The organism is Streptomyces sp. CC224B, from assembly GCF_030010595.1.
Classification (GTDB): Bacteria; Actinomycetota; Actinomycetes; order Streptomycetales; family Streptomycetaceae; genus Streptomyces; species Streptomyces longispororuber.
This window is the reverse complement of sequence record NZ_JASCXL010000043.1, coordinates 17,761-41,163: the sequence shown is the minus strand read 5'-3', so window position 1 is coordinate 41,163 and position 23,403 is coordinate 17,761. Positions and strand designations below refer to the sequence as shown.

Sequence of the window (23,403 nt, the reverse complement as noted above, 5' to 3'; positions counted from 1 at the left end):
CTCGCCTCGCGGCAGGGGGCCCGGTGCATGGCCGAGGGCCGCGTTTCAGGCCCCGCCTGGCGCAGCCGGGCCGCACGGGTGGGCGGGTGGGAAAGCCCCACCCCGCCGGAGGCTACTCGTGCCAGGCATTGGTGATCGGCAGCCGCCGGTCCTTCCCGAACCCCTTGGCCGAGATCTTGGTCCCCGGCGGATACTGCCGCCGCTTGTACTCCGCGGTGTCCACCATCCGCAGCACCTCGGCCACGAGCCCCGCGTCGAAGCCCGCCGCGGCGACCGCCTCCGCGCCCTGGTCCCGGTCCACGTACCGTTCCAGGATCGCGTCGAGGACGGCGTAGTCCGGCAGCGAGTCCGTGTCGACCTGGTCCGGCCGCAGCTCCGCGCTCGGCGGCTTGCTGAGGGAGTTCTCGGGGATCGGCGGGGTCTCACCGCGCTCGGCGGCGGCCCGGTTGCGCCACTTCGCCAGGCGGAAGACGGCGGTCTTGTAGACGTCCTTGATGGGCCCGTACGCGCCCACCGAGTCGCCGTACAGCGTCGAGTACCCCACCGCCAGCTCCGACTTGTTGCCCGGCGCGAGCACGATGTGCCCCTCCTGGTTGGAGAGGGCCATCAGCAGCGTGCCGCGCAGCCGCGACTGGAGGTTCTCCTCCGCGAGCCCTGTGAGCTCCAGGGACTTCATGTACGCGTCGAACATCGGGACGATCGGCACCGTGCGGAAGTGGAGCCCGGTGCGCCGCGCGAGCTCCTCCGCGTCGGTGACCGAGTGCCCGGAGGAGTAGCGGGACGGCATCGCGACCCCGTACACGTTCTCCGCGCCGAGCGCGTCGCAGGCCAGCGCCGCGGTGAGCGCGGAGTCGATGCCTCCGGAGAGGCCGACGAGCACGGAGCGGAAGCCGTTCTTCGTCACGTAGGCGCGCAGGCCCACCACGAGCGCGGAGTAGACCTCCTCGTCGTCGTCGAGGCGCTCCGCGTACGAGCCGGTGTGCTCCGCCTCGTAGGGCGGCAGCGGCTCGGCGGACAGCGTGACGTGTTCGACGCGCAGCCCGTCGTCCAGGACGCCCGACGGCGGCTCGGCGGCGGCCGCGGGCAGGTCCAGGTCGAGCACCATGCAGCCCTCGGTGAACTGCGGGGCCCGCGCGATGACGTCGCCGTCCCTGTCGACGACGATGGAGTCGCCGTCGAAGACCAGCTCGTCCTGACCGCCCGTCATGGCGAGGTACGCGGTGGTGCAGCCGGCCTCCTGCGCCCGCTTGCGGACCAGTTCGAGGCGCAGGTCGTCCTTGTGCTGCTCGTACGGTGAGGCGTTGACGGACAGCAGCAGTCCGGCCCCGGCCGTGCGGGTGGCCGGGACGCGGCCGCCGTCCTGCCACAGGTCCTCGCAGATCGCGAGCGCCACGTCCACGCCGTGCACGCGGACGACCGGCAGCGTCTCGCCCGGCACGAAGTAGCGGAACTCGTCGAAGACGCCGTAGTTGGGCAGGTGGTGCTTGGAGTACGTGAGCGCCACCTCGCCGCGGTGCAGGACGGCCGCCGCGTTGCGCGGCGCCCCGGCGGGCTGGCCGTAGCGCGGCGCGGCCTCGTCGCAGCGGTCCAGATAGCCGACGACGACGGGCAGTTCACCGAGGCCCTCGTCGCGCAGCCGGGCGGCGAGGGCGCGCAGGGCCCGGCGGGAGGCCTCCACGAAGGAGGAGCGCAGGGCCAGGTCCTCCACCGGGTAGCCGGTCAGCGCCATCTCCGGGAACGCGGCGAGGTGCGCGCCCTGCTCGGCCGAGTGCCGGGCCCAGCGGAGTACCGCGTCGGCGTTCTTGTCGAGGTCACCGACGGTCGAGTCGATCTGATTCAGGGCAACGCGTAGCTGAGGCACGGAGCCAGTCTAATCGTCACCTCGACGCGATACCCCTGGAAGAGGCGGTTCCGCGCCCCCGGACGAGGCCGTCAGGACCCGTCCGGAAGCGCGGCGCGCCGGGGCGGCCCCCCAGCTCGGGAGCAGCCAGGAGCAGTCAGGGGCGATCAGGAGTGTTCAGGAGCGGTCATGAGGGGGTCATGAGCTGCGGTAGCCGAGCACCGTCATCATCCCCGCCTCCGCGTGGTACACGTTGTGGCAGTGGATCATCCACAGGCCCGGGTTGTCCGCCGTGAAGTCCACCGCCAGGCGGCCGTTCGGCAGGACGACCGCGGTGTCCTTGCGGGGGCGGCCGGAGGCGCTCGCCACGGCGAAGGTGTGGCCGTGCAGGTGCAGCGGGTGCCACATCGAGGTGGCGTTGGTGAACTCCAGGCGCACGCGCTCGCCCGCGCGCACCGGGTGGCGCCGGCCGTGGTCGTACGGCTCGCCGTCGAAGGCCCAGTCGTACCTCGCCATGCCGCCCGTCAGCCGGATCCTCACCGTACGGTCCACCTCTCCGGCCTCCAGCGCCACGGAGTCGTCCGCCGTGAGCCGGTCGGCGAGGAGGACGCGTCCCCGGAGCTCCTCGGGGCGCGCGGACGGGGACGGCGCGGAGCCGCCGCCCGTGCGCAGCAGCGCGCGGGCCGCCGCCTTCTTGCCCTCGGCCACCGCGGTCAGCGGGAAGACGCCGTCCTTGGCGGTGACCAGGACGTCGTACCGTTCGCCCATCCCGATGAGCAGGGCGTCGGCCTTCCGGTGCCGCACCGGGAAGCCGTCGGTGTGCGTGACCGTCAGCTCGTGGCCGCCGAGCGCCACGCGGAAGGCCGTGTCCCCGCCCGCGTTGATCAGCCGCAGCCGGATGCGGTCGCCGGGGCGCGCGCGGAACGTCGACGGGTCCGCCGGGGTGCGACCGTTGATCAAGTAGTACGGGTACGCCACGTCGCCCGCGTCCCGGCCGAGGATGTCGCTGGTGGCTCCCATGAGCATGCGGGAGGGGCCCGCGGGGTCCGGCCCGGGCCCGGAAGCGGCCCCGGGGGAGCGCCGCCCGCCGGTCACGGCGGTACGGGACATGTGCCCTTCGTGCCCGGAGCCACCGGAGCCACCGGTGCCGCCGGAGTTCCCGGAGTTTCCGGAGTTCTCCGAGCCGCCGCTGTGGTCCGTGCCCCCGCCGTGGTCCATGCCGCCGGAGCCGCCGCCGTGGTCCATGCCGCGGCGCAGCTCGGCGAGGACGGCGTCGGGGGTGGAGCCGTCGACGCCGTCGACCCAGTCGTCCAGGACGACCACCCACTCCTTGTCGTACGCCAGCGGCTCCCGGGGGTCGTCGACGATCAGCGGCGCGTACAGGCCGCGGTCCTGCTGGGTGCCGGAGTGCGGATGGAACCAGTACGTCCCGGGGTGCGGGACCTTGAAGCGGTACGTGAAGTCGGCGCCCGGCGCGATCGCGCGCTGCGTGAGCCCGGGGACGCCGTCCATGTCGTTGCGCAGCGCAAGGCCGTGCCAGTGCAGGCTCGTGGCCTGGGGGAGGTGGTTGGCGAGGGTGAGCGACAGGGTGTCGCCCGCCGTCACACGGACCTCCTTGCCGGGCAGCGCGTCCCCGTACGCCCAGGTCCTGACCGTACGGCCACCGAGGTCGAGCGTCGCGGGCATCGCCATGAGCTTCAGCTCGCGGAGCCGGCCGCCGCCGGGGCGCTTCTCCTCCGCGGCGGCCACCTCGCGGCCGGTGGGCGACACATAGCCCTCCGTACCGGCCGACGGTCCGGCCCCGCCGCCGTGGCCGTTGTGCGGGCCGTCGCCGGAGCAGGCGGTGACGAGCCCGGTCCCGGCGGCGGCGAGGGCGGCGCCGAGCAGGGCGCGTCGCGAGGCGCGCGGGGTGCGCTGAGTGCGCGGGGTGCGCTGAGTGGGGGTGGTGCGGGTGGTGCGGTCGTGCATGACGGGAACACCTCGTCCGTACTGAAGTGATGCGTGCAGAAGGTCGCGTCCGCTGCTTCTGGTACACCGCTCGGCCGCCGGAGGTTCCCCCCGGCGCGGGCAGCGCGGAGCAGCCGGTACGGCGGCCTAGATCCGCAGCACGGAGAGACGGGCGAGGAGCGCGCGGGGCGGGGGCGGGTCGGGCCGGGGCGCGCACCGCAGCCCGGCGGGGAGGCGGACCGCCACGGCGGCCGGGGCCCGTGCCACCACCGCGCCCACGAGCGCGAGCACGAGGGCACCGCCCAGGACGGCCAGGCACACGGACAGCGGGTCCATGCCGGTGCCGTGCGACGCGGCCCCGGGCGCGTCCACCCGCGGAGCGGTCCCCACGGACCCGGACCACCGCACCCTGTGTGCGTCATCAGCCCTGTATGCGGCATCGGCCCCGGGAACGGCATCAGCCCTGTGCCCGGCGTCGGCCCCGGTAACGGCCGCCACGCGCGCGTGGTGCCCCGAGCCCGCGACGCGGGCCCCTGGGCCAACGGCCGAGGCTCCCGTGACAGCGTGGCTCGCGGCGGCCGCCGGGCCACCGGACCCCGAGGGCCCCGCCCCGTGCTCCCGGGGATGGCCCAACGTGTGCATCGTCACGATGCCGCACAGCAGCGCGACAACGAGCAGGAATCCGCTCGCGGTTGTTGGCTGCCGGTCGGGACGCATGGGCCGGAGACTACCCCTCCCCGGTATCGGGCGATGTGCGGGGTGCGCGCGGAACATTGATCATGAACGCATGACGAGTACGGACAAGCCCGGACAGAGCGCGGGCGACACGACGGCGGCCGGGGAGGCCGCGACGGGCGCGGCGGCCGGAGCGTCCGCCGTGCCCGGAGCATCCGCGGCTCCCGGGACGGCCGCGGTGCCCGGGACGGCCGCGGAGGACCGGGGCGACGAGGCCGCGGAGTTCGGCGACGACGCCGGGACCAAGCGGCAGTTCATCTCCTGGGTGACGCTCGCCCTGATGACCACGGCCTCGGTGGCCAGCCTGCGGCCCTCGCCCACCATGGCCATCTACGGCCTCGCGGCGGTCTTCCTCTACCTCCTGCCCGCCGTGGTGTTCCTGCTGCCCACCGCCCTGGTGGGGGCGGAGCTGGCCTCCGGCTGGCGGGGCGGCATCTACCGGTGGGTCAGCGAGGCGCTCGGCAAGCCGCTCGGGTTCGTCGCGGTGTGGTGCCAGTTCGCGATGACCATCGCGTACTACCCGAGCCTGCTCGCGTACGTGGCCTCGACGTTCGCGTACGTCGTCCACCCGAGCCTCGCCGAGGACGGCGTCTACGTGGCGATCGTCATCGTCGTCATCTACTGGACCGGCGTGTGGATCACCTCGCGCGGCACCAAGACCGTCGCGGGGCTCTCCTCCCTGGGGCTGGTGATCGGCACCCTCGTCCCCGGGGTCGTGCTGATCGCGCTCGGCATCGTCTTCCTGGGCCAGGGCAACGAGTCCGCCGCGCCCATGTCCACCGACCACTGGCTGCCGCCGTGGACCGGCCTCGCGAGCCTCGTGCTCATCGTCAACAACTTCCTGAGCTACGCCGGCATGGAGATGAACGGCGTCCACGTGTCGGCGCTGCGGCACCCGCGCGCGGAGTACCCGCGCTCGATCTTCCTGGCCACCGGCCTGGTGCTGCTGATCTTCATCCTTCCGGCGCTCGCCATCAGCTGGGTGATGCCGTCCGAGCAGCTCAGCCTCACCGCCGGGCTGATGCAGGCCTTCCAGGCGTTCTTCGACCGCTTCCACGTCGGCTGGCTGACGAAGGTCGTCGGGATCATGCTCGTCCTGGCCGCGCTCGGCGGCATGCTCACCTGGCTCGCGGGCCCCGCCAAGGGCCTGGTGACGCTGGCCCGCCAGGAGGGCTATCTGCCGCCGTTCCTGCAGCGCTTCAACCGGCACGGCGTGCCGCTGAACATCATGGTCGCGCAGGGCGTGGTCACCACCCTGATCGGTGTCCTGTACGCGTTCAGTGACGACGTGTCCAGCGCGTACTGGATGTTCTCCGTGATCACCGTGCAGATCTACCTCATCGCCTACCTGCTGATGTTCGTGGCCGTGGTGCGGCTGCGCCGGACCCGGCCGGACGTGCCGCGCGGCTTCGTCGTGCCCGCCGTCACGCTCGTGGCCGGCGTCGGCTTCGCCGCCTCGGCGTGCGCGCTCGCGATCGGCTTCGTACCGCCGGACCAGTTCGGCGACGCGCCGCTCTGGCGCTACCTGCTGATCGTCGGCGGCGGGCTGCTCGCGCTCGGGGTGGCGGCACCGTTCGCCTTCCTCAAGTTCCGCAAACCGGAATGGGTGCACCCGGACCACCAGGGGTCGCATGCCCACTAGCGCCCGTCCGCGGACGCCCCCCGCGCCGCCCGCCGCCGCGGCGCCGCGGGCCGTCCGCGCCACCGTCGCCGCGCTGCTGGTCCTCGGGGCCGCCGCCTACACCTCCTGGACCCTGGAGGCCGTCCTGCCGACCGGGCTGTCGCCGCTGCGGTCGTACGTGAGCGAGCTCGCCGCGCGGGACCAGCCGTACGGTGCCTTCTTCCGGGCGGTGGACTGCGCGGCGGGGCTGCTGGTGGGCGCGGGGGCCGTGGGCGGGCTGGTGCGGCTGCGCGCCGGTGGTGCCGTGCCGCGCGCCCGCGCCCTGTCCGGCCTCGGCTGGGCCGGTACCGCCGTCTTCGGCGCGGCCACCGCGGCCGACGCGTGGCTGCCGCTGAGCTGCGCGCCCACCGTCGACGCGGCGTGCGCGGCGCGCGAGCGGGCCGGGCTCGTCCCCGCCACGCACGCCGCCCACGCGGTCAGCAGCAGCGTGGCCGTGGCCGGGGCGCTGGCGGGGATGGTGCTGCTCACGGCCGCCGTACGCCGCGCCGGGGAGGGCGGGGCCCGGCTGCGCGGGACACTGGCGGTGCTCGTGGCCGTCGAGGTCGCCGCCTCCGCGTGGACCGTGGCGGCCGTCCTCGCCTTCGACGCCGGGCACGGCACCTGGGGCCTGGGGGTCGGCCAGCGCCTCCAGGTGCTCGCGATCGCCGTGTGGCTGGTGGTCCTGGCGTGGCACGTACGGCGGGGCGGTCGTGAGGGACGGAGGGGGTGAGCGGGGCGTGTTCGTACGGATCGACGGAGTGCCGCACCACGTCCAGGTGACCGGCACCGGGCCGGTGTGCGTGCTCAGCGCGGGGCTCGGGCTCGCCTGGTTCGAGTGGGACCCGGTGGTGGACCTGCTCGCCGCCACGCGCACCGTCGTCCGCTTCGACCGCCCCGGCCTCGGCCGCAGCGGGCCCGCACGCGGGGTGCCGACGGCGGCGGGGGAGGCGGCGCGGATCGGGCGGGTCCTGGACGCGGCCGGCCTGGGCGGCCGGGCCGCGACGGTGGTGGGGCACTCCTTGGCGGGGTTCCACGCGGAGGCCTTCGCGCGCCTCCACCCGCGGCGGACGGCGGGGCTCGTGCTCGTCGACTCCAGCGTGGAGGAGCGGCCCCGGGCCCTGCCCGGGCGGGGCGTGCGGGTGGCGGGCGCGCGGGCGTGCGGGGCGCTCCTCGGGGCGGCCGGGGTGCCGCACGCCCTCGGTCCGCTGCTGCGCGGCGGCGCTGTGCCGCGTGCGCTGCGTGAGGTCTACGGGACGAGCCGGGTGTGGCGGGCGGCGCTCGTCGAGTACGCGACGTACGGCGACGTGGCGCGCGAACTCGCCCTGCTGCGGCGGCGGGCCCCTCTGCCGGGCGGGGCGCCGGTGACCGTGCTCGCGGCGGACTCCACGGGCACGGGCCCCTGGATGTCCCGCCAGCGGGCGCTGGCACGGGCCCTGGGCGCCGACTTCCGGGGGCTCTGGCCCGCCGGGCACCTGCTGATGCGGGACCGGCCGCGCGCGGTGGCCGACGCGGTGCGCCGGGCGCGGTAGGCGGGGGCGCTCGTCCGCGGCGGGGCGGGCGTTGTCAGACCCTCGTGGTGCCATGGAGGGCATGACGCAGGAGACGCGGAAGCTGACGGTGCGCGTGGTCGGGCGGGAGCTGCCCGGGGCGGCGTGCGAGGAGTACCGGGACGTGCACGTGGCGGTCCAGCGCGGCGCGGAGCCCGATGCCCCGGTGCGCGCGGACGCGGCCGAGGCGGTCTGGGAGTTCGAGGTCGACCTCGCCCCCGCGCCGGACGGCACGCAGGACTTCAAGGGCCCGTACGCGCAGGGCAGGCGGGGCGCGCGGTTCTTCTACCTGACCTGGGGCGAACTGCCGCCCGGAGGCCGGTTCACGATGTTCCGCCGCGCCAAGCTGTACTTCGCCGACATACCCCCCGAGGCGCTCACCACCGGCTCGGCCACCGCCGAACTCACCCTCACGGACGAGGCGGGCCTGCCCCTGTGCGCGGCGGTCCGCCCGCCGCGCGTGACCTGGCGGGCGGGATGAGAGGGGCGAGGGCGGCAGGGCACGCCGGACGCCGCACCAGCCACAGCGTCAGCCGCAGCGCAGCCGAAGCGTCAGCCCCGGCGGCAGCCCTCGGCCACGGGCCGTGCGGCGGGTGGCTACGGCTTGGCGCCGCGCTTCTTCAGGAGCGTCGTCATCAGGGCGACCTCCGACTCCTGGGACTCCACCATGCCCTGGGCCAGGCGGCGTTCGGCGTCGACCTCGCAGCGCTCCACGCAGCCCTGGGCCATGTGGATGCCGCCCTTGTGGTGGGTGGTCATCAGGCGCAGGTAGTAGACCTCCGCCGCGCGGCCGTTCAGCTCGCCGAGCCGCTTCATCTGCGCGTTCGTCGCCATGCCCGGCATCAGCGAGCCCTCGCCGGGGGACGGGGCCTCGCTCATGCCCATCCAGGTCATGGGCGGCTTCTCGGACACCTTCGGCAGCTCCCACAGGTCGAGCCAGCCGAGCATCATGCCGCGCTGGTTGGCCTGGGTCTGCGCGATGTCGTACGCGAGCCGCCGGATCTCCTCGTTCCCGGTGCGGTCGCGGACGACGTACGACATCTCCACGGCCTGCTGGTGGTGCACGGACATGTCCCGCGCGAACCCCGCGTCGGCCGAGGAACTCGACGGCGCGCCCCCGGACGCCGAGCCGGAGCCCGAGCCCGGGGAGTCGTCGGTGGACGCGACGGCGGCCGTGATGCCGCCCGCCGCGAGCACCGCGCCCGCGACGGCGCCGATCAGCCAGTCGGTACGCCTCACGCCCGCTCCACCCCTGCCCGAGTCGCGGCCGGAGTCACGGCCGAAGCCATGGTCCCGGCCCCTGTCATCGCCCGCCCCGTCATCGCCCACCCCGCCATTGTCGCCGCCGTCCCACCGCCGTCACCACGGGCCGTCACTGGCTCATGCCGTTGGTGCAGGCGGCACCCGGCTCGGGGGTCTGCTTGCCCTGCACGTACGTGGAGAAGAAGGAGTTGACCTTGGGGTCGTCGGCGCCCGTCACGGCCCGCTGGTGGCCCCACGCCGTGAGCAGCAGCGGCTCCTTCTGGTTCCTGACCGGGCTCATCAGCGAGTACGGCGTCTTCTTCACCTTCGCCTCGAGCTTCTTCAGGTCCGCGGGCTTCGCCTGGTCGTTGTAGGTGACCCAGACCGAGCCGTGCTCCAGGGAGTGCACGGCGTTCTCGTTCGGGATCTCCTTCTTGTAGACGTCGCCGTTGCAGTTCATCCACACCTGGTGGTGGTTGCCGCCCACCGGCGGCGTCACCGGGTACTTCACCTTGCCGGCCACGTGCGTGCGGCCCAGCTTCTTGGCGTCCCAGACCTTCTCGCCGTCCTTGGTCCGGGTGAACTCGGCCACGGCCTTGGCGTCGCCCGGCTTGCCGGAGTCCGAGGAGTCGTCGTCGGCGGACGCCACGAGGAAGTAGCCGCCGATGCCGACGGCCGCGACGATGACCGCGCTCAGGGTGATGGTGAGCGCGCGGGCACGGCGCTCGCGGGCGGCTTCGGCGCGCCGCATCTCCGCTATTCGGGCCTTGCGTTCGGCGCTGCTCGTCTTCTTGGCGGAACCCATGGTGTGTCCTTCTGCGGAAAGGGACGGATCGGATGGGTCGAGCTGAGGGCGGTGCGAGGGTGGTGCACAGGGGCGGTGCGGGGGTGGTGCGCGAGGGCCTTGCGGGTGGTGCCGGGGCGGTGCGGGCCCGGCACCGGGGCGGTGCGCGGGCGGTGGTGCCGGGGCGGTGCGGAAGGGCGGTGCGCGGAGGGTGGTGCCGGGGCGGTGCGAGGCGTGCACGGGCGTTGCGAGTGCGTTGATCGTAGCTCTCGCGCCCCCCGGTGGCAGGGCCGCTCGCCAATTTGAACGACCCGGGCGCATTCCCTACGCTGCGCGGCACGCGGCTCCTGCACTCCACCGACCTGGTGCTGCGCATGCTCATGCGTCTCGCCGTGGTGGCCGCGGCCAAGGGAGCCGGCGGCGCGGCGGCCGCGCCCACCACGCGCGAAGTGGCCGGTGACATGGCGGTGCCCTACACGCACGCCGCGAAGGTCGCCGCCCGCCTCCAGCGCCTCGGCCTGGTGCAGGCCCGGCGCGGCCGGGGCGGCGGCCTCGCGCCCACCGAGGCGGGGCGCACGGCGTCCGTGAGCGCGCTGGTGCGGGAGCTGGAGGGCCGGGGCGACGTCGTGGACTGCGAGGGAGCGACGCCGTGCCCGCTCAGCTCGGGGTGCCGGCTGCGGGGCGCCCTGCGCCGCGCCCAGGAGACGTTCTACGCCGCCCTCGACCCCGTGACCGTCGACGACATCGTCGCCTCGCCGACCGGGCCGCTGCTGCTCGGGCTCACCAGCCACAGGTCGGGGCCGAAGACCTCGTAGTGACCTCGCGCACCCGCTTCACACTGATCTGCCGTACGTCCGCCGCGGGCGCCCCGGTCAGGCTGTACTGCCGTATCTGGCGGGCCCCGTCCGCCGGCTCGACCTGGACGGACACGTACCGGCCCGCGCGGAAGGCGGGCGCGGGCGAGCCGTCGGCGGGGCGCAGCCGGAACGTGGCGACGTCCGCCGTCTCCTCGACCCGCTCCACCACCTCCCACGCGCGCAGGGCGTCCGCGCCCGCCGCGATGCCCCGCTCGGCGTAAAGGCGCGCCTCGATCGCGACGAGGGCGTTCGCCATCAGCCAGTACACCTCGTCCCCGGCCGCCGCCACCTCGGGCGTGACGGCGTCGCCGAGCACCTCGGCGACGGCCGCGAAGAGGTGCTCGCGCACCGTCGCGTACTGCTGGGGCGCGACTCCCAGGGAGGCGGGTTTGTGCGCGACGCTCAAATGTCACTTTAAGGGAGTGGTCCGACGCCGCTGTCACCCTGTCCGGATGACCGTGCAGTATGGGCAAGGAGCGGCCGCAACGCGGACGAAACCGTGTGGTGGGATGCTCATGTGCCGGGGCGACGTCCCGTGGCTCGGGGGCAGCCGGTTCCGACCAGCAAGGATGGGTGGAAGTCGAGATGGACAAGCAGCAGGAGTTCGTGCTCCGCACTCTGGAGGAGCGCGACATCCGGTTCGTACGCCTGTGGTTCACGGACGTACTCGGCTTCCTGAAGTCGGTCGCGGTCGCCCCCGCCGAGCTGGAGCAGGCCTTCGACGAGGGCATCGGCTTCGACGGCTCCGCCATCGAGGGCTTCGCCCGCGTCTACGAGTCCGACATGATCGCCAAGCCGGACCCGGGCACCTTCCAGATCCTGCCCTGGCGCGCGGAGGCCCCCGGCACCGCCCGGATGTTCTGCGACATCCTGATGCCCGACGGCTCGCCGTCGTTCGCCGACCCGCGCTACGTCCTCAAGCGCGCTCTGGCCAAGACCTCCGACCTCGGGTTCACCTTCTACACCCACCCCGAGATCGAGTTCTTCCTGCTCAAGGAGAAGCCCACCGACGGCTCACGCCCGACCCCCGCCGACAACAGCGGCTACTTCGACCACACCCCGCAGAACGTGGGCATGGACTTCCGCCGCCAGGCCATCACGATGCTCGAATCCATGGGCATCTCGGTCGAGTTCAGCCACCACGAGGGCGCGCCGGGCCAGCAGGAGATCGACCTCCGCTACGCGGACGCGCTCTCCACGGCCGACAACATCATGACCTTCCGCCTGGTCATGAAGCAGGTGGCGCTGGAGCAGGGCGTCCAGGCGACGTTCATGCCGAAGCCGTTCTCCGAGCACCCGGGCTCCGGCATGCACACGCACCTCTCCCTCTTCGAGGGCGACCGGAACGCGTTCTACGAGTCCGGCGCCGAGTACCAGCTCTCCAAGGTCGGCCGCTCCTTCATCGCGGGCCTGCTGCGGCACGCCGCCGAGATCTCCGCCGTCACCAACCAGTGGGTCAACTCCTACAAGCGCATCTGGGGCGGCTCGGAGCGCACCGCGGGCGCCGGCGGCGAGGCCCCCTCGTACATCTGCTGGGGCCACAACAACCGCTCCGCGCTCATCCGCGTGCCCATGTACAAGCCCGGCAAGACCGGTTCGGCCCGCGTCGAGGTCCGCTCCCTCGACTCCGGCGCGAACCCCTACCTGGCCTACGCCGTCCTCCTCGCGGCCGGCCTGAAGGGCATCGAGGAGGGCTACGAGCTCCCGCCCGGCGCCGACGACGACGTCTGGGCCCTCCGCGACGCCGAACGCCGCGCCCTCGGCATCGAACCGCTGCCGCAGAACCTGGGCGAGGCGATCTCCCTGATGGAGCGCTCGGAACTCGTCGCCGAGACGCTCGGCGAGCACGTCTACGACTTCTTCCTGCGCAACAAGAAGCAGGAGTGGGAGGAGTACCGCAGCGAGGTCACGGCCTTCGAGCTGCGGAAGAATCTGCCGGTGCTGTAGCCGCGGGCGGCGTTGCCTAGGGTGGTGGGCGTGAACGGGGGAACGCAGCGCACGCTGCCGTGCGACTGGTGTCACGCGCCTGTGCCGCAGCCGCGCGGACGGTGGCGGAGGCGGCGCTACTGCAGCAGGGCGCACCGCCGCAGAAACCGCGTCGTGGAGGCCGTCGGCAACTTCCTGGACAACCTGTATCTGTAGGTGACCGGGTACGGAACCTGTACCTGTAGGTGTCCGGGTACGGCGGAGGAGACCCGAGGGACGGCACGGCTCCGAGCCCGTTCCGGCCGCCGCGTGACGGGCCGCTGTGGCCGTCTCCGTGTCGTCCGGGGCCGGGTCTAGACGCGCTCCAGGGCGCGGTGCGGGGGCGCGGGGAGTTCCACCTCCACCGTGTCGTCGGGCCGGACGGTGCCCGTCCGGCGGACCACGGCCATGACGCCGCACTTGAGGGTGAGCTCGTCGGAGAGCGGGTCCACGGCGAACATCTCGTTCAGGAGACCCGCCCGGAAGTCGTTGATCTTCGAGCACGGGGTGCGCAGTCCGGTCACCTCGACCACCGCGTCGGCCCTGAGGCGCAGCAGGGACCCTGTGGGCAGGCCCAGGAGGTCCACCCCGCGGGTGGTGACGTTCTCGCCCAGCCGGCCCGCGGAGACCGCGAACCCCTTCAGGGCGAGTTCGTCGAAGAGCTCTTCGTGGATCAGGTGGACTTGGCGCAGGTTGGGTAGGCCCGGCTCGTAGGTCATGCGGAACTGGTGGCGGATCGTCTCCCCCGCGTGGACGTCGCCCTCCACGCCCAGGCCGGCGAGCAGGGTGATGGACGCGTGGTTGGGCTTGCTGAACGCGTACGAGGCGCTGCGGCTCACCGCGGTGACCCGGCCCGCTGCCTCGCGCCCTCCCGCTGTCGCGCGCCCTCCGGCTGTCAGGCGTCCTCCCGCTGTCATGCGCCCTCCTGGGCGGCCCGGTCCAGGGCCGTCTCCCGTAGGCCCGCGGGGTCGACCCCGAGAGCGGCCAGGACCTGGAGGGCGTGGCCCTCGGGCACGGTCAGCAGGCCGAGCAGGATGTGTGCGGTGCCGAACCTGTCGCAGCCCAGTGCACGGGCCTCGCCCAGGGTGTTCTCCAGCGCCTTGCGGGCCTCGGGGGTGTAGACGGGCCGGGGGAACTGGAAGGCGCCGGGCCCGAAGGAGGCGTCGGCCCGGCGCCGGATGTCCGCCACGTCGATGCCGATCGACGCCAGCTGGTGTGCTTCCCAGGCGGCGGGCTCCGTGGCCTGGGGGGCGCGGTTCGGACACGATCTGTCTCGAAAGCGTGTTCGCGCGGTGGGGCGGGTGGGAAGGATCAGGGGCATGGAGCTGCTTGCCCTTGATCTCGGTCCGCTCAAGCCGCGGGGCGCCGACCTGATGGTCGCCCTCGTGACGTTCGCCGCCTCCTTCTGGATGGTGGCCGGGGTGCTGCTGCCCCGCATCAACCGGGTCCTGGCCGACCGGGAGCGGCTCATATCGGGCCGTGAGGGCGAGGCCGCCGCGATCCGTCGCGAGGCGGACGAGGTGCGCGCGGTGTGCGAGTCGGTGCTGGCCGAGGGGCGCCACGAAGCGGCCCGCATACGCCAGCGCGCCGCGGAGGAGGGCGTCGCCGCGATCCAGGCCGCGCGCGCCGAGGGCGCCCGCGAGCGTGACGCGCTCGTGGCCGAGGGCACCGCCCGCATCGCCGCGGAGCGCGCCGCCGCCGAAGCCGTCCTCGCGCGGGACGCCGAGGTCCTGGCGGCACGGCTCGCCGCCCGGGTCGTCGGCGAGCCCCTGGGTGCCGTGACCGGCCGCTGAGGGGTGGTCGCGCTGTCCGCGTCGCCGCTGACGTGCCCGCGGGCGGGGCGGCCGGGGCCGTGCCGTAAATGGGTTGCCGGGCAGGGTCGTTGATCGGTTAGCGTCGCGGGCATGGACGAGATGGAGTTGCTGAAGCGGTGCGAAGGGCCGGTGACGCGCGGGCGGCTCGCCCGCGAGCTGCGGGAGCTCGGCCTCGCCGAGGGCGACGTCGCGATGTTCCACACCCAGATGTCCGCCCTCGGGTACGTGGCGGGCGGACCGGCCACCGTCATCGGCGCGCTGCTGGACGTCGTGGGGGAGCGCGGCACGCTCATGGTCACCTGTGGCTGGAACGACGCGCCGCCGTACGAGTGGAGCACCGACTGGCCCCAGGAGTGGCAGGACGCCCTGCGCGCGGAGCACCCCGCGTACGACCCGGTCCTCAGCGAGGCCGACCACAACAACGGCCGGCTGCCGGAGGCCCTGCGCCGCTGGCCCGGCGCGGTCCGCAGCCGCCACCCCGACGCCAGTTTCGCGGCCCTCGGGGCCGCCGCCGACGAGCTGATGGCCGACCATCCCTGGGACGACCCGCACGGCCCGGGCAGCCCGCTGGCGCGGCTCGTCGAGAAGGGCGGCCGCGTGCTGCTGCTCGGCGCGCCGCTCGACTCGATCACGCTGCTGCACCACGCCGAGGCCCTGGCCGAGGCCCCCGGCAAGCGCTTCGTGGACTACGAACAGCCCGTCGTGGAGAACGGCGAGCGGGTCTGGCGCCGCTTCCACGACATCGACTCGGAGGACGGCGCCTTCGACTACTCCTCCGTGGTGCCGGAGGACGTCTGGCCGTTCGAGGTCATCGCGCGGGACTTGCTCGCCACCGGCAAGGGGCTGCGGGGCCGGGTCGGCGCGGCGGAGTGCCACCTCTTCGAGGCCCGCGACGTCGTGGACTTCGGCGTGGCCTGGATGGAGGAGAAGCTGGGCGGCTGACCGGGTGACCCCGTCCGCCCGCGCCACCTGGGCGGGCCTGTCCGCCCACCCCAGCCGCTCACCCAGCCCCCGTGCGGGCCCGCCGCTCGCCCGCCACCCGCGCGGGCCTCCCGCCCGCCGTCACGAGCGCGGCCCTGGCGCCGACGCGCGGCCCGGCCCCCGGCCCCGGCGCCGACCGCCACGAGCACGGCCCGGCCCCGGCGCCGACTCCCGGCCCCGGCCACGGCCCGCCCGGCGGACCTCAGCGCTCCGACAGCGGCGCCGGAGCCTCCTGCACCGCCCAGCCGTTGCCGTCCGGGTCCTTGAAGAAGCAGAACGAGCTCCACGGGGCCTCGCTCCGGCCCTCCGTCCAGCCCTCCGGGCCCAGGTGCCGCACGGGCGTGATGTCCACGCCCCGGCCGGCCAGCTCCGCGTGCGCGGCCTCGATGTCGGTCACGCAGAGCTGGAGCCCCTGCAGCGAACCGGGTTCCGCCCGCCCCTGGCCCGGCGCGGGCGGCATGCCCTCCGTCATCGCCAGCGAACAGCGCGACCCCGGCGGCGTGATCTGGATGACCCGCACGCCGGGCGCGACCTCGCCGTCCATGTCCGCCTTGAAGCCGCACTTGTTCTCGTAGAAGTCCTTGGCCCGGTCCAGGTCCGACACGGGCAACAGCACGACCTCGAGCGTCCACTCCATGGCTTGCTCCTCCTCGCGGTGCGGGTACGGGCCCATGCGGCCCGGCCCGCTCACATCGTACGGACGTCTGTTCGAAATGGGAGGGGATTCGCGCCGCGTGCACGGGACATCCTTCTTGGCGGCGCGTGCTGTCCCATGCTCCCGCCCCGGGGCGGGCCCCGCACGCGGGGCGGAGGAACGCCCCGGACCGCGCGTCGGCGCCGCTCGGTAGGCTCTGGCCAGGAACAGGCGAGCGAAGGGCGCGGGCATGACGTTGCCGCAAGGGCGCAGGAGCAGCACGTTCACCCGGCTGCTGCGGCACGGTTTCACGGACCCCTCGGCCGCCGAGCGGCTGCTCGCCGCGCCCGGTCTCGACGCCGTGCGCACCGACCCGGTCCTCCTCGACGCGCTCGGCGCCACCGCCGACCCCGACCTGGCCCTGCTCGGCCTCGTCCGCCTCGTGGAGGCGCAGTCCCCCGACGACCAGGGCACCGACCGCCGCGAGCTGCTCGACACCCTCGTCAGCTCCAAGCCGCTGCGCGACCGGCTGCTCGGCGTCCTCGGCGCCTCCGAGGCGCTCGCCGACCACCTCGCCCGGCACCCGGGCGACTGGCGCGCCCTGGTCACCTACGAGGCGGCCGACCTGCACCCCGGCGTCGAGGAGTTCGAGCGCGGCCTCGCCGCGGCCACCGACCCCGACGCGCTGCGCGTGGCCTACCGCCGCTGCCTGCTGTCCATCGCCGCCCGCGACGTGTGCGGCACCACCGACATCGCCCAGACCGCGGCCGAGCTGGCCGACCTCGCCACCGCGACGCTCCGCGCCGCGCTCGCCCTGGCCCGCGCCGCCGCGCCGGAGGACGCCGCCAAGTGCCGCCTCGCGGTGATCGCCATGGGCAAGTGCGGCGGCCACGAGCTGAACTACGTCTCCGACGTGGACGTCATCTTCGTCGCGGAAGCCGCGGAGGGCGCGGGTGAAGGCACCGGTGAGGACAAGGCGCTCCAGGCCGCGACCCGGCTCGCCTCGCACCTGATGCGGATCTGCTCCGACACCACCGTCGAGGGCACCATCTGGCCCGTCGACGCCAACCTCCGCCCCGAGGGCCGCAACGGCCCGCTCGTGCGCACCCTGTCCTCGCACATCGCCTACTACCAGCGCTGGGCCAAGACCTGGGAGTTCCAGGCGCTGCTCAAGGCCCGGCCCGTGGCCGGCGACGCCGAGCTGGGCGAGGAGTACTGCGCCGCCGTCGCCCCGCTGGTGTGGCAGGCCGCCGAGCGGGAGAACTTCGTCGCCGACGTGCAGCAGATGCGCCGCCGCGTGGTGGCCAACATCCCGGTGGGCGAGGTGGACCGCGAGCTCAAGCTCGGCCCCGGCGGCCTGCGCGACGTCGAATTCGCCGTCCAGCTCCTGCAGTTGGTGCACGGCCGCGCGGACGCCTCGCTGCGCAGCGGTACGACGCTCGACGCCCTGGCCGCGCTCGCCGCCGGCGGCTACGTCGGCCGCGTCGACGCCGCCCAGCTGGAGGACGCGTACCGCTTCCTGCGCTCCCTGGAGCACCGCATCCAGCTCCACCGGCTGCGCCGCACCCACCTGGTGCCCGAGAACGACGCCGACCTGCGCCGCATCGGCCGCTCCCTGGGCATGCGCACCGAGCCCATCACCGAGCTCGGGCGCGCCTGGAAGCGGCACACCTCCGTCGTCCGCCGCCTGCACGAGAAGCTCTTCTACCGCCCGCTGCTCGACGCCGTCGCCCAGCTTCCCCCCACCCTCGACTTCGCCCGAGCGGACGGACCCCCGTCCGGCGGGACCCGGCTGAGCACCGAGGCGGCCCGCGAGCGGCTCGTCGCCCTCGGGTACGCCGACCCGGCCGCCGCCCTGCGCCACCTGGAGGCCCTCGCCTCCGGCGTCTCCCGCAAGGCCGCCATCCAGCGCACGCTGCTGCCGGTGCTGCTCGGCTGGTTCGCGGACTCCGCCGACCCGGACGCGGGCCTCCTCGGCTTCCGCAAGGTGTCCGACGCGCTCGGCAAGACCCCCTGGTACCTGCGCCTGCTGCGGGACGAGGGCGCGGCGGCGGAGAACCTCGCCCGCGTCCTCTCGGCCGGGCGCCTCGCCCCCGACCTGCTGCTTCGCGCCCCCGAGGCGGTCGCCCTGCTCGGCGACGAGCGCGGCCTCGAACCCCGCGGCCGAGCCGCGCTCGAACAGGAGGTCCTGGCCGCCGTGGGCCGCGCCGACGGGCCCGAGCAGGCGGTGGCCGCGGCCCGCGGGGTGCGCCGCCGCGAGCTGTTCCGCACCGTGGCCGCCGACCTCATCGCCTCGTACGGCACGGAAGGCGGCACCGCGGCCGGCACCGCGGCCGAAGCCGCCGGCGGGTCCGCGGACGGCGCGGCCGGCACCGGGGTCGGCGCCGCGGGCGGGTCCGCCGCGGGCGCCCTGGTGAACCGCGTCGGCGCGGCCGTCTCCGACCTCACGGCCGCCACCCTCGCGGGCGCCCTGCGCGCCGTCGTCCGCGGCCACTGGGGCGACGAGCTGCCCACCCGGTTCGCCGTCATCGGCATGGGCCGCTTCGGCGGCCGCGAACTGGGCTACGGCTCCGACGCCGACGTCCTGTTCGTGCACCAGCCGCGCGAGGGCGTCGACGAGCAGGAGGCGGCGAAGGCGGCCAACACCGTCGTCGCCGAGATGCGCCGCCTCCTCCAGCTCCCCACCGCCGACCCGCCGCTGCTCATCGACGCCGACCTGCGCCCCGAGGGCAAGAGCGGCCCCCTGGTGCGCACCCTCAAGTCGTACGCGGCGTACTACCGCCGCTGGTCCCTCGGCTGGGAGTCCCAGGCGCTGCTGCGCGCCGAGCCCGTCGCGGGCGACGCCGACCTGGGGGCCGCCTTCATCGAGCTGGCCGACCCGCTGCGCTACCCCGCCGAGGGCATCGGCGACGAGGCCGTGCGCGAGATCCGCCGCCTCAAGGCCCGCATGGAGACCGAGCGGCTGCCGCGCGGCGCCGACCCCACCCTGCACGCCAAGCTCGGCCGCGGCGGCCTCTCCGACGTCGAGTGGACCGTCCAGCTCCTCCAGCTCCGGCACGGCTGGGCCGAACCCGGCCTGCGCACCACCCGCACCCGCGAGGCCCTCGCCGCGGCGTGCGCCGCCCGCCTCATCCCGGCGGACGAGGCGCAGATCCTCGACGAGGCGTGGGTGCTCGCCACCCGGGTGCGCAACGCCGTGATGCTCGTCCGCGGGCGGGCCGGGGACACCTTCCCCTCCGACGGGCGGGAACTCGCGGCCGTCGGCCGTTACTTGGGTTACGAGTCCGGTCACGTCGGGGACATGCTGGAGGACTACCGCCGCACCACCCGCCGGGCCCGCGCCGTGGTGGAGGACCGCTTCTACGGCGCCTGACACCCCTGGGCGGGGCCGAAGGGCCCCTCACAGGTCTCCTGGAGCGGCCGCGGCCCCCTCAGGACCTGGAGCGGGTCACCGCCACGGGTTCGACGTGCTGCGGCAGGGCGTACGGAAGCCGCCCGTACCAGAGCCGTACCACCGCGTAACCGAAGGCCAGGCAGATCATGCCGCCCACCGCGTCCAGCCAGAAGTGGTTCGCGGTGGCGACGATGACGACGAGCGTCGCCACCGGGTACAGCAGCCCCAGGACCCTCACCCAGGGCACGGACGCCAGCGCGAAGATGGTCAGGCCGCACCACAGCGACCAGCCGATGTGCATCGACGGCATCGCGGCGTACTGGTTCGACATGTTCTTCAGGTCGCCGGAGGCCATCGAGCCCCAGGTGTTGTGCGCGATGACCGTGTCGATGAAGTCCCCGCCGGGCACCAGCCGCGGCGGCGCCAGCGGATACAGGTAGTAGCCGAGGAGGGCCACCGCCGTGGTCGCGAACAGCACCAGGCGCGTGGCCGCGTACCGGCCGGGATGACTGCGGTACAGCCACACGAGGACACCCAGCGTGACGACGAAGTGCAGCGTCGCGTAGTAGTAGTTCATGCCCACGATCAGCCATGTCACCGAGTCCACGGCGTGGTTGACCGAGCGCTCCACGGCGATGCCGAGGGTCTGCTCCAGGTCCCAGAGCCAGTCCGCGTTGCGCAGCGCCGCCGTCTTCTGCTCCGGCACCGCGTTGCGGACCAGTGAGTACGTCCAGTAACTCACCGCGATCAACAGGATCTCGAACCACAGGCGCGGCCGCCGGGGCGTGCGCAGCCGGCGCAGGACATTCCGCCCATTGCGGTCATCGGACGCGCCCGCGATGGGTGATGTGGTGGGCCGCTGGCGGCCTTCCAGTGTCGTCACAGTCATCTCACCCATGGGCAGAGAGTCTGCCAGATGCCCGCCTCCCCTCAGATCATCCCCCCGATGGGTTCCGGGCGCACGCCCTACACCTCAGGGACGAGACGCTTCGGGCCGGTCCCCCAGGGGCCGCCCCGCACCCGGCCGGGCGGGCGGGCACATGGCCGTTGAACCCCGTACGACCAGCTCCGGCAGGAAGACGAACTCGCTGTGCGGCGCGGGCGTCCCCGCGATCTCCTCCAGGAGGGTGCGCACGGCGGCCTGGCCCATCGCCGGGACGGGCTTGCGGATCGTGGTCAGGGGCGGGTCCGTGAAGGCGATGAGCACCGAGTCGTCGAAACCCACGACGGAGACGTCGTCCGGCACCCGCAGCCCCCGGTCCCGCACGGCCCGCACCGCGCCGAGCGCCATCATGTCGCTGGCGCAGACGACCGCCGTGCAGCCGCGGTCCAGGAGCGCGGACGCCGCGGCCTGACCGCCTTCGAGCGTGTACAGGGAGTGCTCGACGAGGTCCGCCTCCACGGCGTCCGGCGCCAGCGCGAAGCGCTCCCGCATGGTGCGGGTGAACCCCTCCATCTTGCGTTGCACCGGCACGAAGCGGCGCGGTCCGAGCGCCAGGCCGATCCGGGTGTGGCCGAGCGAGGACAGGTGGGTCACCGCGAGGCGCATCGCCGCGCGGTCGTCGGGCGAGATGAACGGGGCCCGCACGGCCGGGGAGAAGCCGTCGACGAGGACGAACGGCACGCCCTGGGCCCGCAGCCGCTCGTAGCGCGACGTGTCCGCCGTGGTGTCCGCGTGCAGCCCCGACACGAAGATGATGCCCGCGACGCCCCGGTCCACCAGCATCTCGGTCAGCTCGTCCTCGGTGGAGCCGCCGGGCGTCTGGGTGGCCAGGACCGGCGTATACCCCTGCCGGGTCAGGGCTTGCCCGATGACCTGGGCGAGCGCGGGGAATATCGGGTTCTCCAGCTCGGGCGTGATCAGGCCGACGAGGCCCGCGCTGCGCCGGCGCAGCCGTACGGGCCTGTCGTAGCCGAGGACGTCGAGCGCGGCGAGCACGGACTGGCGGGTGGCCGCAGCGACGCCCGGCTTGCCGTTCAGGACCCGGCTCACGGTCGCCTCGCTGACCCCCGCCTGGGCTGCGATGTCGGCCAGTCGCGCGGTCACAGCACCGGACTGTACCGGGCGGCCCTCACGCTGCCCACCAGACCGTCACGTCGGGCGGCAGCACGGCCGCCGACTCGCAGCCGCCCAACGGCGCGCCGGGCGCGTGCGCGTGGCCGCTGCACAGGAGCAGCTCCCCGGGGACGGGCAGCGCCACCGGCCGGTCCGTGAGGTTCACGGTGACCACGAGGGAGCGGTCCGCCGCGCGCCTGCGGAAGGCGAGGACGCCCGGCGGGGTGTCCAGCCACTCCACGGACTCGCCCGCCCCCAGCGCCGGGTGCTCGCGGCGCAGCGCAAGCGCCGCCCGGTAGAGCTGGAGCGTGGAGTCCGGGTCGCGCTCCTGTGCCTCGACGGTGAGGTCCTTCCAGGCGGCCGGCTGCGGCAGCCAGCTCGGCCCGCCCTCGGCCGGTCCGAAGCCGAACGGCGGCTTCGTCCCCGACCAGGGCAGCGGCACCCGGCAGCCGTCGCGCCTGCCCTCCTGCCCGGGCCCGTCCTGCCCGGAGCCGCGGAAGAACGCCGGGTCCTGGCGCACCTCGTCGGGCAGGTCCGTGACCTCCGGCAGGCCCAGCTCCTCGCCCTGGTACAGGTACGCCGACCCGGGCAGCGCCAGCATCAGCAGCGTCGCCGCGCGGGCCCGGCGCAGGCCGCGCGCCGGGTCGCCGTCGGAGAAGCGCGTGGTGTGCCGGACCACGTCGTGGTTGGACAGGACCCAGGTCGCCGGGGCGCCGACGGCGTTCATGGCCGCCAGCGAGCGGTCGATGACGGCCCGCAGCGCGACGGCGTCCCACCCCGTCGTCAGATAGGTGAAGTTGAAGGCCTGGTGCAGCTCGTCCGGGCGCAGGTACAGCGCGCTGCGCTCCACCGTCGGCGTCCACGCCTCGGCGACGGCGATGCGCTCGCCGTCGTACGCGTCCAGGACGGCGCGCCAGTCGCGGTAGACCTCGTGCACGCCGTCCTGGTCGAAGTACGGCGTGGGCCGGACGCCGAGCAGCTTGACCTGCTCGCCGCGGCCGACGTCCGGCAGGCCGGGCGCCTTGACCAGGCCGTGCGCCACGTCGACGCGGAAGCCGTCGACGCCGAGGTCGAGCCAGAACCGCAGCACGGAGCGGAACTCCTCGTGCACGGCCGGGTGGTCCCAGTTGAAGTCGGGCTGCTCGGGCGCGAAGAGGTGGAGGTACCACTCCCCGTCGGCCGTGCGCGTCCACGCCGGGCCGCCGAACACCGACTCCCAGTCGTTCGGCGGCAGTTCGCCGCGCGGGCCCTTGCCGGGGCGGAAGTGGAACCGTTCCCGCAGCGGCGAGCCGGGCCCCTCGGCGAGGGCCCGGCGGAACCACGCGTGCCGGTCCGAGCAGTGGTTCGGCACGATGTCGACGATCACGCGCAGGCCGAGCCCGTGCGCGGCGCGCACCAGGTCGTCGGCGTCGGCGAGGGTGCCGAACACCGGGTCCACCGCGCGGTAGTCCGCCACGTCGTACCCGGCGTCGGCCTGCGGCGAGGCGTAGAACGGCGAGAGCCACACGGCGTCGACGCCGAGGCGTCTCAGATGGGGCAGACGGGCGATGACGCCGCGCAGGTCGCCCATGCCGTCGCCGTTGGAGTCGGCGAAGCTGCGCGGATACACCTGGTAGATGACGGCGTCGCGCCACCAGCCGGTGCGCCCCGCGGCGTCGCGGTGCTCGGTCTCGTCGGCCGTGACGTCGGTGAGGTGCTGGGTCATGGAGTCCCTTGCCGGTACGGGTCGGCTGCGGTGCTCCCGGCGTCGTGCCCAGGGAGCCGGACACCCTGGAGAACGCCCGGCGGGAGGCGGAGGTCACGAGCGGGCCGGTGCGGCGGCGCACGGGGCGGGCGGGCGCGGAGCGTCTGCGGGGCGGACGGTACGGCAGCACCGTAAGCAGCGGAAGCAGCGGAAGCACCTGAAGCGGCGAAAGCACCTGAAGTGCCGGCACCACGTGACGTGCC

General features: G+C 74.3%; 20 protein-coding genes and 1 pseudogene. 9 read left to right on the top strand and 12 right to left on the bottom strand.

The window, feature by feature from the left end; all coding sequences use genetic code 11:
* Positions 1 to 112 precede the first annotated feature (112 nt).
* The 3 genes from QK440_RS18765 to QK440_RS18755 form a co-directional block, all read right to left on the bottom strand.
* Entirely contained in the window at positions 113 to 1,861 is a 1,749-nt protein-coding gene (locus QK440_RS18765; RefSeq protein ID WP_282794277.1) for an NAD+ synthase, read from the bottom strand.
* 177 nt (positions 1,862 to 2,038) lie between these two features.
* Positions 2,039 to 3,808, bottom strand: a complete 1,770-nt coding sequence (locus tag QK440_RS18760; RefSeq protein ID WP_282794276.1) for a multicopper oxidase family protein — start codon at positions 3,806 to 3,808, stop codon at positions 2,039 to 2,041.
* Between the two features lie 126 nt (positions 3,809 to 3,934).
* Complete coding sequence (locus QK440_RS18755) at positions 3,935 to 4,177, bottom strand: hypothetical protein (protein ID WP_282794275.1); 243 nt, start codon at positions 4,175 to 4,177, stop codon at positions 3,935 to 3,937.
* A gap of 397 nt (positions 4,178 to 4,574) precedes the next feature.
* Here QK440_RS18755 and QK440_RS18750 point away from each other — a divergent pair, with 397 nt between their 5' ends.
* The 4 genes from QK440_RS18750 to QK440_RS18735 all read left to right on the top strand — a co-directional run bounded on the left by QK440_RS18750 (position 4,575) and on the right by QK440_RS18735 (position 8,210).
* Positions 4,575 to 6,164 carry an APC family permease gene (locus QK440_RS18750; RefSeq protein ID WP_282794274.1) on the top strand — a complete coding sequence of 530 codons (1,590 nt, stop codon included), beginning with the start codon at positions 4,575 to 4,577 and terminating at the stop codon, positions 6,162 to 6,164.
* Complete coding sequence (locus QK440_RS18745; RefSeq protein ID WP_282794273.1) at positions 6,154 to 6,912, top strand: DUF998 domain-containing protein; 759 nt, start codon at positions 6,154 to 6,156, stop codon at positions 6,910 to 6,912. The genes QK440_RS18750 and QK440_RS18745 overlap by 11 nt, the downstream gene beginning before the upstream one ends.
* Positions 6,913 to 6,919: 7 nt before the next feature.
* On the top strand, positions 6,920 to 7,711 hold the full coding sequence (locus QK440_RS18740) for an alpha/beta hydrolase (protein ID WP_282794272.1): 792 nt from the start codon (positions 6,920 to 6,922) through the stop codon (positions 7,709 to 7,711).
* A 61-nt stretch (positions 7,712 to 7,772) separates the two neighbouring features.
* Positions 7,773 to 8,210 carry a DUF5990 family protein gene (locus tag QK440_RS18735; RefSeq protein WP_282794271.1) on the top strand — a complete coding sequence of 146 codons (438 nt, stop codon included), beginning with the start codon at positions 7,773 to 7,775 and terminating at the stop codon, positions 8,208 to 8,210.
* Between the two features lie 116 nt (positions 8,211 to 8,326).
* Here QK440_RS18735 and QK440_RS18730 read toward each other — a convergent pair whose 3' ends face one another.
* A complete protein-coding gene (locus tag QK440_RS18730; RefSeq protein WP_282794270.1) occupies positions 8,327 to 8,968 on the bottom strand; it encodes a DUF305 domain-containing protein in 642 nt (213 codons plus the stop codon).
* 133 nt (positions 8,969 to 9,101) lie between these two features.
* On the bottom strand, positions 9,102 to 9,776 hold the full coding sequence (locus QK440_RS18725; protein ID WP_190138736.1) for a DUF3105 domain-containing protein: 675 nt from the start codon (positions 9,774 to 9,776) through the stop codon (positions 9,102 to 9,104).
* Positions 9,777 to 10,057: 281 nt separating this feature from the next.
* Between QK440_RS18725 and QK440_RS18720 the strand changes: the two genes are divergently transcribed.
* Positions 10,058 to 10,570: an Rrf2 family transcriptional regulator gene (locus QK440_RS18720; protein WP_282794269.1), complete on the top strand. Its 513-nt coding sequence runs from the start codon at positions 10,058 to 10,060 to the stop codon at positions 10,568 to 10,570.
* A 7-nt stretch (positions 10,571 to 10,577) separates the two neighbouring features.
* On the opposite strand, the pseudogene QK440_RS18715 reads toward QK440_RS18720, so the two are convergent.
* A pseudogene (locus QK440_RS18715) lies at positions 10,578 to 11,012 on the bottom strand (hemin transporter); the annotation flags it as partial.
* Positions 11,013 to 11,197: 185 nt separating this feature from the next.
* Between QK440_RS18715 and QK440_RS18710 the strand changes: the two are divergent.
* Positions 11,198 to 12,559: a glutamine synthetase family protein gene (locus tag QK440_RS18710; protein ID WP_282794303.1), complete on the top strand. Its 1,362-nt coding sequence runs from the start codon at positions 11,198 to 11,200 to the stop codon at positions 12,557 to 12,559.
* Positions 12,560 to 12,891: 332 nt separating this feature from the next.
* On the opposite strand, the gene QK440_RS18705 is transcribed toward QK440_RS18710, so the two are convergent.
* Positions 12,892 to 13,494, bottom strand: coding sequence for an MOSC domain-containing protein (locus tag QK440_RS18705; RefSeq protein ID WP_282794268.1), 603 nt, complete (start codon positions 13,492 to 13,494; stop codon positions 12,892 to 12,894).
* Positions 13,491 to 13,898: a Clp protease N-terminal domain-containing protein gene (locus QK440_RS18700; protein WP_282794267.1), complete on the bottom strand. Its 408-nt coding sequence runs from the start codon at positions 13,896 to 13,898 to the stop codon at positions 13,491 to 13,493. The genes QK440_RS18705 and QK440_RS18700 overlap by 4 nt, the downstream gene beginning before the upstream one ends.
* On the opposite strand from QK440_RS18700, the gene QK440_RS18695 reads away from it, so the two are divergent.
* Together QK440_RS18695 and aac(3) are read left to right on the top strand one after the other, a co-directional pair.
* On the top strand, positions 13,897 to 14,370 hold the full coding sequence (locus QK440_RS18695) for a hypothetical protein (protein WP_282794266.1): 474 nt from the start codon (positions 13,897 to 13,899) through the stop codon (positions 14,368 to 14,370). The genes QK440_RS18700 and QK440_RS18695 overlap by 2 nt on opposite strands.
* 111 nt (positions 14,371 to 14,481) lie before the next feature.
* Entirely contained in the window at positions 14,482 to 15,333 is an 852-nt protein-coding gene (gene aac(3), locus QK440_RS18690) for an aminoglycoside 3-N-acetyltransferase (protein WP_282794265.1), read from the top strand.
* A gap of 241 nt (positions 15,334 to 15,574) precedes the next feature.
* On the opposite strand, the gene QK440_RS18685 is transcribed toward aac(3), so the two are convergent.
* Complete coding sequence (locus QK440_RS18685) at positions 15,575 to 16,009, bottom strand: VOC family protein (RefSeq protein ID WP_282794264.1); 435 nt, start codon at positions 16,007 to 16,009, stop codon at positions 15,575 to 15,577.
* Between the two features lie 247 nt (positions 16,010 to 16,256).
* Between QK440_RS18685 and QK440_RS18680 the strand changes: the two genes are divergently transcribed.
* A complete protein-coding gene (locus QK440_RS18680) occupies positions 16,257 to 19,379 on the top strand; it encodes a bifunctional [glutamine synthetase] adenylyltransferase/[glutamine synthetase]-adenylyl-L-tyrosine phosphorylase (protein WP_282794263.1) in 3,123 nt (1,040 codons plus the stop codon).
* Positions 19,380 to 19,437: 58 nt separating this feature from the next.
* Here the strand turns inward: QK440_RS18680 and QK440_RS18675 are convergent, their stop codons facing one another.
* The 3 genes from QK440_RS18675 to QK440_RS18665 form a co-directional block, all read right to left on the bottom strand.
* On the bottom strand, positions 19,438 to 20,298 hold the full coding sequence (locus QK440_RS18675) for a phosphatase PAP2 family protein (RefSeq protein WP_282794262.1): 861 nt from the start codon (positions 20,296 to 20,298) through the stop codon (positions 19,438 to 19,440).
* Between the two features lie 75 nt (positions 20,299 to 20,373).
* The gene (locus QK440_RS18670) at positions 20,374 to 21,447 is read right to left on the bottom strand and encodes a LacI family DNA-binding transcriptional regulator (RefSeq protein ID WP_282794261.1); all 1,074 of its coding nucleotides are present in this window, start codon (positions 21,445 to 21,447) and stop codon (positions 20,374 to 20,376) included.
* A gap of 25 nt (positions 21,448 to 21,472) precedes the next feature.
* Entirely contained in the window at positions 21,473 to 23,161 is a 1,689-nt protein-coding gene (locus tag QK440_RS18665) for a glycoside hydrolase family 13 protein (protein ID WP_282794260.1), read from the bottom strand.
* Positions 23,162 to 23,403 lie beyond the last annotated feature (242 nt).

Bases quoted from the DNA above. Each gene is read 5' to 3' on its own strand.
- QK440_RS18745 (WP_282794273.1), top strand. From the start codon at position 6,154: ATGCCCACTAGCGCCCGTCCGCGGACGCCCCCCGCGCCGCCCGCCGCC.
- QK440_RS18675 (WP_282794262.1), bottom strand. From the start codon at position 20,298: ATGGGTGAGATGACTGTGACGACACTGGAAGGCCGCCAGCGGCCCACC.
- QK440_RS18725 (WP_190138736.1), bottom strand. From the start codon at position 9,776: ATGGGTTCCGCCAAGAAGACGAGCAGCGCCGAACGCAAGGCCCGAATA.
- QK440_RS18695 (WP_282794266.1), top strand. From the start codon at position 13,897: ATGGAGCTGCTTGCCCTTGATCTCGGTCCGCTCAAGCCGCGGGGCGCC.
- QK440_RS18705 (WP_282794268.1), bottom strand. From the start codon at position 13,494: ATGACAGCGGGAGGACGCCTGACAGCCGGAGGGCGCGCGACAGCGGGA.
- QK440_RS18710 (WP_282794303.1), top strand. From the start codon at position 11,198: ATGGACAAGCAGCAGGAGTTCGTGCTCCGCACTCTGGAGGAGCGCGAC.
- QK440_RS18750 (WP_282794274.1), top strand. From the start codon at position 4,575: ATGACGAGTACGGACAAGCCCGGACAGAGCGCGGGCGACACGACGGCG.
- QK440_RS18700 (WP_282794267.1), bottom strand. From the start codon at position 13,898: ATGCCCCTGATCCTTCCCACCCGCCCCACCGCGCGAACACGCTTTCGA.
- QK440_RS18760 (WP_282794276.1), bottom strand. From the start codon at position 3,808: ATGCACGACCGCACCACCCGCACCACCCCCACTCAGCGCACCCCGCGC.
- QK440_RS18680 (WP_282794263.1), top strand. From the start codon at position 16,257: ATGACGTTGCCGCAAGGGCGCAGGAGCAGCACGTTCACCCGGCTGCTG.
- QK440_RS18685 (WP_282794264.1), bottom strand. From the start codon at position 16,009: ATGGAGTGGACGCTCGAGGTCGTGCTGTTGCCCGTGTCGGACCTGGAC.
- QK440_RS18665 (WP_282794260.1), bottom strand. From the start codon at position 23,161: ATGACCCAGCACCTCACCGACGTCACGGCCGACGAGACCGAGCACCGC.
- QK440_RS18735 (WP_282794271.1), top strand. From the start codon at position 7,773: ATGACGCAGGAGACGCGGAAGCTGACGGTGCGCGTGGTCGGGCGGGAG.